At 44.8% G+C, this 13,244-nt stretch carries 10 protein-coding genes and 1 pseudogene; 4 read left to right on the top strand and 7 right to left on the bottom strand.

The genetic code is table 11. The features are described 5' to 3' along the window. Positions 1–4 precede the first annotated feature (4 nt). The gene (ctlX, locus tag MASE_RS19825; protein WP_014949920.1) at positions 5–2,011 is read right to left on the bottom strand and encodes a citrulline utilization hydrolase CtlX; all 2,007 of its coding nucleotides are present in this window, start codon (positions 2,009–2,011) and stop codon (positions 5–7) included. 213 nt (positions 2,012–2,224) lie between these two features. Here ctlX and MASE_RS11510 point away from each other — a divergent pair, with 213 nt between their 5' ends. After that, positions 2,225–2,659, top strand: coding sequence for an Lrp/AsnC family transcriptional regulator (locus MASE_RS11510; protein ID WP_014949919.1), 435 nt, complete (start codon positions 2,225–2,227; stop codon positions 2,657–2,659). Positions 2,660–2,678: 19 nt separating this feature from the next. Here the strand turns inward: MASE_RS11510 and MASE_RS11505 are convergent, their stop codons facing one another. The 4 genes and pseudogenes from MASE_RS11505 to gloB all read right to left on the bottom strand — a co-directional run bounded on the left by MASE_RS11505 (position 2,679) and on the right by gloB (position 6,856). Continuing rightward, a complete protein-coding gene (locus tag MASE_RS11505) occupies positions 2,679–3,104 on the bottom strand; it encodes a halomucin (RefSeq protein ID WP_231506506.1) in 426 nt (141 codons plus the stop codon). A gap of 120 nt (positions 3,105–3,224) precedes the next feature. Continuing rightward, a complete protein-coding gene (locus MASE_RS11500) occupies positions 3,225–4,256 on the bottom strand; it encodes a hypothetical protein (RefSeq protein ID WP_014949917.1) in 1,032 nt (343 codons plus the stop codon). An 80-nt stretch (positions 4,257–4,336) separates the two neighbouring features. Beyond that, positions 4,337–6,000 (bottom strand): annotated as a pseudogene (locus MASE_RS11495) (lytic transglycosylase). A 64-nt stretch (positions 6,001–6,064) separates the two neighbouring features. Further along, positions 6,065–6,856, bottom strand: a complete 792-nt coding sequence (gloB, locus tag MASE_RS11490; RefSeq protein WP_014949916.1) for a hydroxyacylglutathione hydrolase — start codon at positions 6,854–6,856, stop codon at positions 6,065–6,067. A gap of 84 nt (positions 6,857–6,940) precedes the next feature. Between gloB and MASE_RS11485 the strand changes: the two genes are divergently transcribed. Further along, positions 6,941–7,798: a class I SAM-dependent methyltransferase gene (locus tag MASE_RS11485; RefSeq protein ID WP_014949915.1), complete on the top strand. Its 858-nt coding sequence runs from the start codon at positions 6,941–6,943 to the stop codon at positions 7,796–7,798. 187 nt (positions 7,799–7,985) lie between these two features. Here the strand turns inward: MASE_RS11485 and MASE_RS11480 are convergent, their stop codons facing one another. Both MASE_RS11480 and metG read right to left on the bottom strand, forming a co-directional pair. Further along, on the bottom strand, positions 7,986–8,825 hold the full coding sequence (locus MASE_RS11480) for a mechanosensitive ion channel family protein (protein WP_014949914.1): 840 nt from the start codon (positions 8,823–8,825) through the stop codon (positions 7,986–7,988). 342 nt (positions 8,826–9,167) lie between these two features. After that, positions 9,168–11,195, bottom strand: a complete 2,028-nt coding sequence (gene metG, locus MASE_RS11475) for a methionine--tRNA ligase (RefSeq protein ID WP_014949913.1) — start codon at positions 11,193–11,195, stop codon at positions 9,168–9,170. Between the two features lie 108 nt (positions 11,196–11,303). Here metG and apbC point away from each other — a divergent pair, with 108 nt between their 5' ends. Both apbC and dcd read left to right on the top strand, forming a co-directional pair. Continuing rightward, positions 11,304–12,410, top strand: a complete 1,107-nt coding sequence (apbC, locus tag MASE_RS11470; protein WP_014949912.1) for an iron-sulfur cluster carrier protein ApbC — start codon at positions 11,304–11,306, stop codon at positions 12,408–12,410. Between the two features lie 224 nt (positions 12,411–12,634). Beyond that, positions 12,635–13,228 carry a dCTP deaminase gene (dcd, locus tag MASE_RS11465; RefSeq protein WP_014949911.1) on the top strand — a complete coding sequence of 198 codons (594 nt, stop codon included), beginning with the start codon at positions 12,635–12,637 and terminating at the stop codon, positions 13,226–13,228. The last annotated feature ends 16 nt before the right edge of the window (positions 13,229–13,244 follow it).

The raw sequence follows: 13,244 nt of genomic DNA, 5'->3' as shown, positions 1-13,244 counted from the left end.
GAGGCTAAACATCTGAAAGTAAGATGGTATCTCCCGAGCTAACGTTTAATGCTTGTGCTGTTTTGCGAGAGATAACAGCTATTTCGTCTTGTTCTTCGGTTTCTGCCATCATTGCATAAAAAGGCTGGCTCAACGTGGCGACAAGCGTCATTTTACTCTCGGTGACATGCTTCGTACCTTCGCAAACTTTTTTTCTTACTTGCCTTGTTGATTTGACAGTTTTTAGGCTTGAAACTTCAGCTTCCATACTTGGCGCACCATCAAAAATATCGATGTAGTTCGTGAATTTAAACCCTTCTTTTTCTAGCATTGCCATAGCGGGTTGGCCGTCGTTATGTGGTTTACCAATAGCCAACTGAGCCTCTTTGGGTAACATATTTACATACAGTGGAAGTTTGGGCATTAAATCAGCAATAAATTGATTTCCGTTTACGGCACCATATAAATCCGCTTCAGCGTATGTCATAGGAAAAAAGTGACGTCCGACGGCATTCCAGAAAGGCGATTCCCCATCCTTATTTACATAGCCTCGTAGATCGGCCATGACTTGCTTTGGAAATACATGCTGATGTAAACCCATAAAAAGGTAGCGTACTTTTGAAAGTAGTTTTCCGTTGAAGTGTTTTCTGTATTCAGGCAGTAAGTAGAGTGATGCCACTTCCGCGTACCCCTCAAAATGGTGACTTAGGTGCAGTATGTCGTGGGTGTAGTGTGCGCCTAGTGATTTATTTCGCTGTGCGACTTTTTCTCGCTTGTAACTATAAAAACTGTCCTCTTTTCCTAATTCACCAAAAATTGCAGATGTACCAATAAGCTTGCCAGTTCGAAGGTCCTCCAATACAAACAAAAGGTAGTCTGGACGCTCTTGACGCATAAGTTTTTGTTCTTCTCTAATTGAACGCTTTAATTTGTTATCAAGCGTTGCTCTATCCGGTGGGAAGGTTGTCATACCTGGCGATGCAGCTTCAGCTAACGCAAGCAAGCCTTCCAAGTCATCACCTTTTGCTAGCCTCACGCGGGTGTCAAAGCTGATGTTATTAGTCGTAGTTTGTTTAGCGCCAATCGTTTTACACTCAAGGTGAATACCCGCGACCATGCAGCGGACGGAGCCTCCTCCCATTTCAATAGTAGGCACTGCGATGGGAAGTAAAGTAAGATCGTTGGGTAGTAAAGCTAGTTGCTCTTCGTTCATTGAACTAAAAGCAGTGTCTGATATAAGCAATAAACGTTTTCCATTGCTATTCAAAAGCTCTAGGCAGTTTCCGGCAAAACTATTCACTTGTTCTTCGCTAATTTCGATGACGTTTTTACCTGTTTCCTTAAGTGTTGAAAGCACCACATTTTTGTCGCTTTCTTCTATCATGCTAGTAGCAACAATGGCAAAATCACTGCCCACACACATCATTACGTTGGTGTGGTAAATCGCCGTACCAGCAGTATCAAAGGCGCTAAAACATATAGGCGTTAAACCAATAGCTTTACACGCCGATATTACAGCTCTCTTATTGGCTCGTTGGGATAGGCAAACATAGGCTAGCGCGTTTACATGGTCGATCACCATAGCCCCTGTACCTTCAACAATATCTCCGTCATCTTCAAGGAAAGATAAATCTTTAGCTTGCTGTACGATATAGTGTTGCTGCAGATAACTGACAATATCGTCACGACGCTCCGCTCGGCGGTTTTCACAGTACATAGGGTAGGTGACAAGCAAACCGTTGGGATGTGTACTTAACCAATTATTTGGAAATACGGCATCGGGCGTGTTTTTCCTTTCTGTTTCAAACACCTCTACCGTTATGTGGTTCATACGTAAAGTGCGAACCATCTCATCAAATTCCGCACACGCATTCTTTGATATTTCCGCTCTATTTCTTCCCGTCGATACAAGGGGCTTCTGAAAACTATTGTCTTTGGCTGTTTGTTCGTTGGGGCGAAAGGCACAGGGGCGTACCATTAAAACGGAATTTGGTGTAGTTGATCGTGAGTTTTTGATGTGACTGGCTTGCATATAACGTCCTACAGCCCTTAGCTGAAATATTTCCACTGAAAAGAGCGTGTATTTTATTCTCTGGCGAATTCACTTAACCATGCTCAAGGTGTTGCAAGTTGTTATTTAGTTTAAGCATATTGCTCAATTGTTTTATCATTATGCTTTTCGCTAATTAGTCTTGGAGAACGAGTTAATGACTCGACGATTTGTTTATCTATTGGGGAAACGACCATGTATGTAGATTTAGATGCGAAAGATCGCGAGCTTCTCGATATATTGAAGCGCGATGCGCGAACACCTGTAACCGTGCTAGCTGAAGTCCTCTCGTTATCGCGAAATACGGTGCAAAAACGAATCGACAGGTTAGTAAATTCGGGGGTGATCGACGGTTTTACTATTCGTGTTAACGAGCAGCTTCAACCAGACAAAATAAAAGCTCTTATGTCAGTCGAGCTTGAAGGGCTTAGTACAACACAGCTTATTAGTAAGCTTAGGCAGGTGAATGGTGTTGAGCGGTTTCATACTACAAACGGAAATTGGGATTTACTTATTGTTATAACCGCCGAAAGTCTCGCGCACTTAGATGGCATTTTAAAAGAAGTGCGCGGCGTTAAAGGCGTGCTTAATAGTGAGACGAGTATTATTCTGTCTACTACTGAAAAATAGTGTGTACGCCTTATCAGTCTTAGCAGCTATTGTCGCCATTTATCCATCGATTTACATCATCACTTAAATTTAAGTCTGTGCCCAAGTTAAACTCTCCTTCTCGAACAGATACCTCGCTGCCGTAGGTTGAGTGGGTAACGGTGACGTGTAAAAAAGGATATTGCGGGGTGCTCCCTTCTTTACGACTGGCCGTGAGTTTGTAGCCGTTTTGTATTGTATACGTGTTTACGACTATATCGCTATGGATTGGCTGATGCAGTGTGGACCAGCATCGGTTTGCATTGTATTCAATGCGCTCAACTATTTTTTCAGGTTCTTGGTTGGTGGAAATAGAAGAGGTCGGCAAGATCACCATACAGCCTGAAGCAAATGCCGCTATACAAATTACTAGTATTGCGTGGTTAAATGAGCGGCTGAACGTTCGGCAGCGTTTACTTTTCATCATAAGTCCCTCTAATCGTTATAATTATATTCATAAGGACTTTATATTAGCTTATTTGTATGAACAGTGGCTGAACAGAATACTGGCTAGCGTTCATTTTGACTCTACCGCTTTGCAAATTAATTAAATTTCGGGCTTGCCAGTGGGAATAGCCGATTCTTTTTCGGTGAGATGTGACTTCCAACGCTGCTGTGCAACGTGCGCTTTCACCAGTTCTAAGCATTCGTTTACAACGTTAAGTACTTCTTTATCAAGTGCATCGGCGGTAGGGGTATAGTCGTGCATGCCGACTGAAATGAAATGGTCGATGCGCTCTGCGTCTAAGTCGCTTAACAGATTAACTAGCGATGTGGTCACGATATCGGTGACTGACTCTTCCAACGTATTTTCAATGGTTTTGCCGATAACAGGTAGGTAATGCAGGGAAGAAACTTGTGCATTACTTCTCACCGCTTTACCCACGCTCTTGCGCACGTGCTCCCGTATCACCTCGCCGTGCTTTTCGCTTTGAATTGACTGGCCTAAATTGTTGATAACGCCAGCCATCCATTGGGTAATGACAGGACGGCGGGGGGCCAGTACCTGTGCGTTGATATCGTCTAATAAAGGCGAACCTGCTGAGATGTCTTTTTGCGCATCGCTGAGCACTTTTACAACAATCCGGTCGCTTAACTCTTCAACAAATACATCGTAGTAAAACGCAAAAAAGCGAAAGACCGCGGTTTGATTTAAGTCGATGATTTCGAATTTGTGCAGGCGGTGCAAAATAGAAAATATGCGCAAGAAACGAAATAGGCGGGTAGGTCCAGTAGGGATTAGACCTATGATATCGTACCAATGCAAAAACGGAAAAAAGTACCAGCGTAAGTGTTCTTTACGCACAATAGCTACAACCCACCGGAAGCAAAATTCGCTGAAGAAAATGGCGATAAACACCAAGTCGACCAACAGAAAGTTGTTGTGAACGGGATCGTAAGCACTAAGAAAAGCGGGAAAATACGTGCCCAATAGACCATAGACAAAGTCGGTGGCGTATAAGGCATCGAAAATGAGCCATGTTAGGTTTACAAAAAGTATACCTAACATGACTAAATCTAAGATTAACCAAGGCGTTTCATGACTGTTTCGCAAATTTTCTCGGTTAATTCTTAGCATTTCCTTATCCTGTATTCTGACTTAAAGCGTAACGTAAATGCAGTTAGGCATGAACAGTATTGAACTTTAAGTATTAAAGGTTAGCTTGATGCGTTTAACCTTGTTACGTCTACATAAAGTTTTAGCTTCTGACCAGGTTGTAGATAACGCTTGGTATTAAGTGAATTCCACTTGCCTATGTCGCTTACTCTAACATTAAACTTGCTGGCGATACGAGACAACGAATCGCCATTTCTTACTGTGTAGGTCACTTTTTTGGTAACACCGTCTTGCGCTTTACCTTCCTGCCAGATAACTAAGGTTTTCCAGGGTGAAGCATATCGCCAGGGGCCATACCGTTCCATTTAGCTAACTGTTTAGTGCCTATATTGTACTTACGGGCAATATCCCAAAGCGTATCACCAGATTGTACGGTATGACGTACTTTTTGCTTAGACGTGTTGCCGTTCTGCAAGCTGGCTAGACGCTGTTCCTGAGATAATGTGTAGCTGTCCAGTTCTTGAAGTGCTACTGGTACCATTATCGCTTGACCCACGCGGATTATGGACGAGTCTAGCTCATTCACTTTTTTAAGAACTTTCACGGTGGTGTGATACTGCTTAGCGATTTTACCTAAGCTGTCGCCGGGCTTCACCGAGTGGCGCACCCAGTTCAATCGCTCTTTTTGATCAATTTTAGCCAGTGCTTGAGAGAACGCAGCAGCCTTATCAAGGGGAAGTATTAATCTATGTGGTCCTTCTGGTGACGTTGCCCAACGATTGAACCCTGGGTTTAACCCGTGTAGTTCTTTTAAAGACATACCAGCAAGTTCGGCGGCAAACGCCAAATCGACCTGTGAGCCGATATCAACAACTTCGATAACCGCTACATTCTCAACTTCAGGCCACGCATACGCATATTCATCTTTATTTTTTAGAATATCAGCCAGCGCAAGCAATTTAGGCACGTAAGCACGTGTCTCTTTGGGTAAATTTAAGTTCCAAAAGTCGGTAGGTTTACCCGCGCGTTTGTTAGCTTTAATAGCCCTTTGAACGCGGCCTTCGCCACTATTATAGGCGGCAAGTGCGTGCAGCCAATTACCATCAAACATTTCGTTTAGATAGGTTAGATAGTCAAGTGCACCTTGTGTTGAAGCAACAACGTCTCGACGTCCGTCATACCACCAATTCTGTTGCATACCAAAGCGCTTGCCTGTGCCAGGAATAAACTGCCACATACCAGCCGCTCGGCCATGGGAATAAGCAAAGGGATCGAAAGCACTTTCTACTATTGGTAAAAGCACAAGCTCCATCGGCATGTCGCGCTTTTCAATTTCTTCGGTAATGTAATAAAGAAAAGGCTTGGCACGTTTTACAACGCGAGCCATATACTCTGGGTGCTTCAGGTACCATTTACGCTGTGCGCTAATGCGTTTGTCGTCAGGGATAGGTAAGGCGAAATTCGCACTTGCACGTTCCCATACGTCAGTAACGACCGCCTGCGTATGCATATCCGGTGTATCGGTAAGCTCAGCGCCTTCTTCTAGCGTATCATCATTGGGGTGAACAACATCAATAACACCGTCTCTTGCAATTTCACAATCAGAAATGGCTTCTTCGTTGTTATGAATTTCACTGCACGCTTCTAGCGAAGCGGTTTCGTTACTTTCTAATTGTGCATTGTCGTTATTATTATCGGTTAACTGACAACCCGTTAAACCTAGCGCCAATATCAGTGGCGACAGTGGGAAAAACTTCAACTGCATATATGAAGAAACCTCGTGGAGCACTGCAAACCGACCATGTTACGATAATCGGCTTACTTTTGCATCAAAACTCATCTTTCCAGCGGCGAACTGCAGCAAATACCGCTACATCGTCAGCCAGGTTATTTTCGCAATAGGCTTCGGCAGCAGTTTTCACAGAAAGTTCATGAGCCCGTAAAAATGGGTTTATGTTTTTTTGCTCTTTGAGATTACTTGGTAGTGTAGGCTGACCTTGAGCGCGTTTTTCTGCCACCCACTGTGCGTAGTCACACAGCGCTTTATTGTCTGGCTCTACGGCTAAAGCAAACTGGACGTTAGCCTGAGTATACTCATGTGTACAGAACACTTTCGTGGTGTCGGGCAGTCGCTTTAACTTATTCAGTGAATGATGCATTTGCTCTGGCGAACCTTCAAACAATCGTCCGCAACCTGCTGAAAATAACGTGTCGCCGCAAAACAATGCGCCATGCCCGAAGAAAGCAATGTGATCAAGGGTATGACCTGGCACTTCCATTACTTGCAGCGCCATTTTAAAAACAGGTAGCGAGACAGTATCGCCTTGAGAAACAGATTTAGTTATTCCTCTTATGTGATTGCCTCTTGGGCCAATAACTGGCAAATCTGGTACTGCAGATACTAATTTAGCAATACCACCTGTGTGGTCTCTGTGGTGATGAGTGATGAGAACTGCGCTCAGCGTTAAGCCTTTGGCTTTAATAAAGGTCAGTACTGGCTCAGCATCACCTGGGTCGACAACAATAGCGCTACTCTCGTTATAAATACACCAAATGTAATTGTCGGTAAAAGCGGGAATAGGATGAATGGCTACGCCTGAAGGAAGTGTTTCTGCCGTCATAAGAGTACCTGCTTGTGTAGGTAGAATTATGCGTTACTATAGGGACTTGTGAAGAGCAGAGCAACCTAAGAGCGCGCAGTGTTAATGAGATCGGCGTTTAAAGCCAAACCGCCACGCTACCCTACAAATTGGAATGATTTCCCCGCGGGAGAGCACATTCGACATGCGGTCAATGCAGTTTGTAGCGATTATGCTGAGCGAATTTTTGGGTATCACTTTGCCAAACTAGGCTCGCTAAGTGCCGATATAAATCTCGACACTAGTCCAATCCGACACCACATCAATCACGTTCCGTTTAGTGACCTAGCTAGCGAGCGGCCACACCACAATGAAACAAAAGAGGGCTTTCCCAATCACAATGCATCGGGTATATCGTTAGGCGGTGATAAACGCGAACCGAAAATAAGTAGAGAAAACACGGTAGTGGGGCAGTCGCACTGCTTACCCTTCGCCGAAAATAGCATTGATGGCTTTCTACTTGCTAATGAATTAGATTTTGCGCAAGACCCTCACGAAATATTAAGAGAAGTAGACCGCGTTATTACACAAAACGGTTATGTGATCATAAGTGGCTTTAACCCCTTAAGCCTCGCCGGAATTGCCAAATTTCTACCTGTTAAGCGCGGAAATATCTTACACGATGCACGCTTTTTTACGTCCTATCGCATTAAAGATTGGCTTCAGCTGCTGGGATTTGAAATTGTTGAACAACGTCAAGTGATGTTTTCAACGCTCTTTTTTCAACAAAAATGGAAAGGGGCGGTTAAGCTTCAAGACTATTTAGCATCTTATTTGCCATGGTGCAGTGCGGTGTACGTAATACTCGCGAAAAAGCGGGTTATACCCATGACCGCAATAAAACCCAAACGCAATTTGAAGCCGCGTTTTTCGGCGGTGGGCGCCAGTGTAAGGACCTCTACGATGAATCGCACGCTGCGCTAGTATTGTTAATGTGTATGCCATGTGCAAAGAGAGCACGCCACGCTCTTAACTTGAAAGCAGCGACAGACGCTAACCATCTTCTATATTTACCAAGATGTTGTAACTAAAACGGATGGCTTTCGCGTTTTTACGCAAGTTTGAAAGGGGAATTGGAGATAGCATAGAACGCTATCTCCAAACTGAGACGTTAGTCGTCACTCGTTTTATAGAGGTGCACATCTCGCTGTGGATATGGGATGCTAATGCCTTCTTCATCAAAAGCTTTTTTAACTTTTTCCTGCATATCCCAATAGTAAGGCCACAAGTCATCTGTGGCGACCCACGGTCTAAACATCAAATCGACTGAGTTATCGCCTAATCCGCCTACACAAATCCTTGGTGCAGGGTCGGTTAACGAGCGCTCATCTTCTTCAAACAGACGCTGCAACACCTTCTTTGCTTTATCGATATCGTCATCGTAGCCTATACCAAATGTCATGTCGCAACGGCGTTTATCATATACGCTAACGTTAATTAACGTGGCATTAGATAGGCTGCCATTGGGAATAACTATGCGCTTATTGTCAAAAGTGTTAAGTACAGTATAAAGAATTTGTATCTCTGACACTGAGCCTAAATGACCCTCTGCTTCAATGGTGTCACCCACTTTAAAGGGTTTAAAAATCAGTATTAGCACACCGCCAGCAAAGTTCGCCAGGCTGCCTTGTAATGCCAGACCAATAGCTAAACCTGCTGCACCTACGACGGCAATAAATGAGGTGGTTTCAATGCCTATCATTGAGGCAACTGAAATCAACAGCATTACTTTTAGCACCGCACTGATAAGTCCGCACAGAAACTTATTTAACGTGGGATCCTTTTTACCTAGCCGATGATCTAATAGGTTTACAAAACGATTCACTAACCAGAGACCCACCACCAAAGTAAGAATAGCCAACAACAATTTGGGGGTGTAAGTCATCACCAGTGATATAGCTTTTTCGGTTAATTCCGATAAATCGATATTAGTCCCGAAGAAATCTTCCATAAATACCTCTTTTATTAATTAACCACGTTGATTACGTTAAAAAAAGAGGGTTAGATCGCCTTGATTCAAACCGAACGGAACTGCGCTGTTTTTTGACAAGAATTTTCTAGCCGATTTGCCTTATGCAGATAAGGTTAGTGAGTGGGTAAGTAATTAGTGAGTGAGGAGTGTAGGATGATAAGGCTTATTAGCATACCAAGTTACGTGCTTGCACCTTGATTCTGGTTATATGATTTTTGCTTTATAAATCTAAGCGCCGCTTTGACCGCCCAATAAAAAGGTGACATCCCGTCGCGTTATAGCGCTGAATGTCACCTTACTTTTAAGGGGGCGCTTTACAGCTTACTTAACACGCATACCCGGCTTTGCACCTTCGTGCGGCTCAAGAATGTATAGCTCGTCGCCACCAGGGCCCGCGGCTAATACCATGCCTTCACTCATGCCAAAACGCATTTTACGAGGGGCGAGGTTCGCTACCATTACCGTGTGCTTACCGACTAGGGCTTCAGGCGAGTAGGCCGACTTAATACCTGCAAAAACTTGCTTAGTTTCGCCGCCTAAATCTAGCTCTAAGCGTAGAAGCTTATCGGCTTTTTCCACGTGTTCAGCTTTAGCGATACGCGCAATACGCAAATCTACCTTGGCGAACTCATCAAACGAGATAGTGTCGCTGATAGGGTCTTTAGCAAGCGGGCTGTCTGGGTCGATTGCCGGTGCTGCTGGCGCTAGGCTTTCTTTTGAATCTTCAACCATGGCGTCAATTTTCTCCATTTCTACACGCTGCATCATCGGCTTAAATTTGTTGATGGCGTGGCCTTTCAATAGGGTTTGCAGTGAATTCCAGTCGAACTTATCGTTTAGGAATTCTTCTGCTTTTTCTGCAAGTACTGGCAGTACAGGCTTTAAGTAAATCACCAACAGACGGAACATGTTAATACCTAGCGAGCACACATCGTGTGTGAACTGCTGCTTAGCCTCGTCTTTAATGGTTACCCAAGGTGCGTTGTTGTCGATGAACTGGTTTGCTTTGTCAGCAAGGGCCATGATTTCGCGCACGGCTTGGTGGTACTTACGCTTCTCGAAAAGTGCAGCAATGCTCTCTGACGCGTTTTGGAACTCAGCAATCAGCTCCGGCTCAATCACGTTCTCAGACAGCTTTCCGTCGAAACGCTTGGTGATAAAGCTTGCACAGCGGCTCGCAATGTTAACCACTTTACCTACCAAGTCTGAATTCACTTTTTGTGCGAAGTCAGTAAAGTTAAGGTCGATGTCGGTAACACCGTCGCCTAACTTAGACGCAAAGTAGTAACGCAGATATTCTGGGTTCAGATGGTCAAGGTAAGTACGGCCTTTAATAAACGTACCGCGCGACTTTGACATTTTCGCGCCGTTCACCGTTACGAAACCGTGAATATTTACGCCAGTAGGCTTACGGTATCCCGCACCTTCTAGCATGGCAGGCCAGAATAGGCAGTGGAAGTAGGTAATATCTTTACCAATAAAGTGATAAAGCTCAGCCTCTGAGTCTGCTTTCCAGAAATCATCAAACTCTAAGTTGTTTTGGTCGCAGAAGTTTTTGAAACTTGCCATGTAGCCAACCGGCGCATCTACCCACACGTAGAAGAATTTGTTCGGCGCACCTGGAATTTCAAAGCCGAAGTAAGGCGCGTCACGGCTGATGTCCCACTGTTGAAGACCTTCAGTAAACCATTCTTGCAGCTTGTTAGCCATTTCTTCCTGCAGGGCACCTGAGCGGATCCACTCTTTTAACATGCCTTCAAATTTTGGCAGGTCAAAGAAGAAGTGCTCAGACTCACGTAGTACTGGTGTAGCACCCGATACAACGCTGCGCGGGTTCTTTACTTCTGTTGGGCTATACGTTGCGCCACATACGTCACAGCTGTCGCCGTTTTGATCTTCTGCGCCACAGCTTGGGCAGGTACCCTTAACGAAACGGTCTGGTAAGAACATTTCTTTTTCAGGGTCGAACAGCTGGTTAATGGTGCGTTTGCTGATGTAACCCGCGTTATCTAAACGGGTGTAAATTTCTTCACACAGCGCCTTGTTTTCTGGCGAATGGGTTACATAGTAGTTGTCGTAATCTACGTGAAAATCAACAAGGTCTTGGTGATGTTCAGCACGCGTTCTTGCCACCATTTCTTCTGGTGTAATGCCAAGCTCTTGGGCTTTAAGCATAACCGGCGTACCGTGTGCATCGTCGGCGCAAACACTGTAACATTCGTTTCCGCGAAGGCGCTGAAAACGAGTCCAGATGTCGGTTTGAATGTGTTCTAGCAAATGACCTAAGTGAATAGAGCCATTTGCGTATGGCAACGCACTGGTTACCAGAATTCGGCGTTTTTCTGACATAATGACGTTATTGATTCTTTGCGTTTCAAAATGGCTGCAAATACTAGCGGAAAACCGCGTTTTTTGCATTACGTAATTCACACAATTCTACTACTAGTAAGGCATTTTATGTTCTTTTCTCGCAAAGCAGAGCCGGTAACTCAAAAAGTTGCTGTAATTTTGGCCAAGTATTTTTCGTTAGATGTTGAAGATACCTTGCCATGGTGTGCTTTTAGCCAGCCAGAAAATGAAGATGGCGGTGTGACAGTTACTTTGCCGTTTTGTATTGCTACACAGCTAGACGCGCTCAAACAAGAAGTGCTTAACCAGCTAAAAGGGAAGCTTGGCGATGAGCTGCTTACGTTTAAACAAAACGTAGCGAGTGGAGAAACTGAAGTAGCACCGGTCACCAACATTAAAAACATCATAGCGGTGGCCTCTGGCAAGGGCGGCGTAGGTAAGTCGACAACCAGTATTAATTTAGCGTTTGCGCTTATGCAAGAAGGGGCGAAAGTTGGGATTTTAGATGCCGATATTTATGGGCCGTCTATTCCCATTATGTTGGGCAACCCCGATGCGCACCCTGAAAGCGAAGATAATAAGCACATGCAGCCCCTTATGGCACATGGGCTAGTGGCGAACTCAATTGGTTACTTAGTGCCTCAAGAAGACGCGGCGGTATGGCGCGGACCCATGGCAAGCAGGGCATTAAAGCAGTTATTAGATGAAACCCTATGGCCCGTGCTGGACTACTTAATTGTAGATATGCCACCAGGAACAGGCGATATCCAACTGACGATGGCGCAACAGGTACCGCTGACTGCTTCAGTGGTAGTTACAACGCCGCAGGACTTAGCACTAGCCGACGCCCAAAAAGGCATAAGCATGTTTGAAAAAGTGAACGTACCTGTATTAGGGCTTATTGAAAACATGAGTTATTACCAGTGCAGAGCCTGTGGTACCAAAGACTATGTGTTTTCAAAAGACGGGGGCGAGGCGCTTGCCGAACGCCACGGACTGCCACTTTTAGGTCAGCTACCGCTTGATATCCATATTCGCGAGCATGGCGATGCCGGTACGCCATTGTTAATTACCTCGCCTGAAAGTGCATTGAGTGAAAGTTATCGCGAGGCTGCTCGCGCCCTGTCTATGCAATTGGCCCTTACTGTTGCGCCACGCAAAGGGGCAGTTAAACACATTAAGGGCAACCCTATTGGCATTGTTGGTAAAGAGTAACTAGCTTGAAATATCTAGGTAACAAATATCAGGAGTGCACATCGGATAGGTAAATTCAGACAGGTGTAGTAAAGGTGAATTATAGCCAGGTTCGATTGCTTAAATTTAAAATTTGATAAAACTATACGAAAATTGCGCAAAAGCAGATAAAACAAGCCTTTGAGCAGTTGAATGCATGCGGCGACATACGCATAATAGCGGCCTAACGAAATGAGGAATACACCATGCGCTTGTGCGACCGCGATATCTACCAACATCTGCAAGATGGAAAAATTAAAATTGACCCTACACCCAGCTACGATCAAATAAGTGGTGTAACGGTAGATATCCGCCTAGGTAATAAATTTCGCGTGTTTGAAGATCACCAAGCGCCGTTCATCGATTTAAGTGGGCCGAAAGCACAGGTTCAAGAAGCGCTCGACCATGTTATGAGCGATGAAATTGAACTAGAAGAGGGTAAAGCCTTCTTTCTACACCCCGGGGAGCTAGCGCTTGCCATTACCCACGAGTCAGTAACCTTGCCTGACAACATCGTAGGTTGGTTAGACGGGCGTTCTTCGCTTGCGCGTTTGGGCTTAATGGTTCACGTGACCGCGCATCGAATAGATCCAGGCTGGGCGGGCAACATCGTTCTTGAGTTTTACAACAGTGGTAAGTTACCGCTGGCGCTTCGCCCTAAAATGAAAATAGGGGCACTTAGCTTTGAGGTGCTATCGGCGCCAGCCGAAAAGCCGTACAACGCACGAGTGGACGCTAAATACAAAGGCCAAGCAGGTGCAGTTGCAAGCCGAATCTCGTCTGACGACGAGAGTAAATAAAAGAAACCGTCTTAAA

Origin of the sequence: Alteromonas macleodii ATCC 27126 (genome assembly GCF_000172635.2) — a bacterium.
Taxonomy (GTDB): domain Bacteria; phylum Pseudomonadota; class Gammaproteobacteria; order Enterobacterales; family Alteromonadaceae; genus Alteromonas; species Alteromonas macleodii.
The sequence above is the reverse complement of the archived record's forward strand: the minus strand, read 5'-3'. Positions and strand labels throughout refer to the sequence as shown.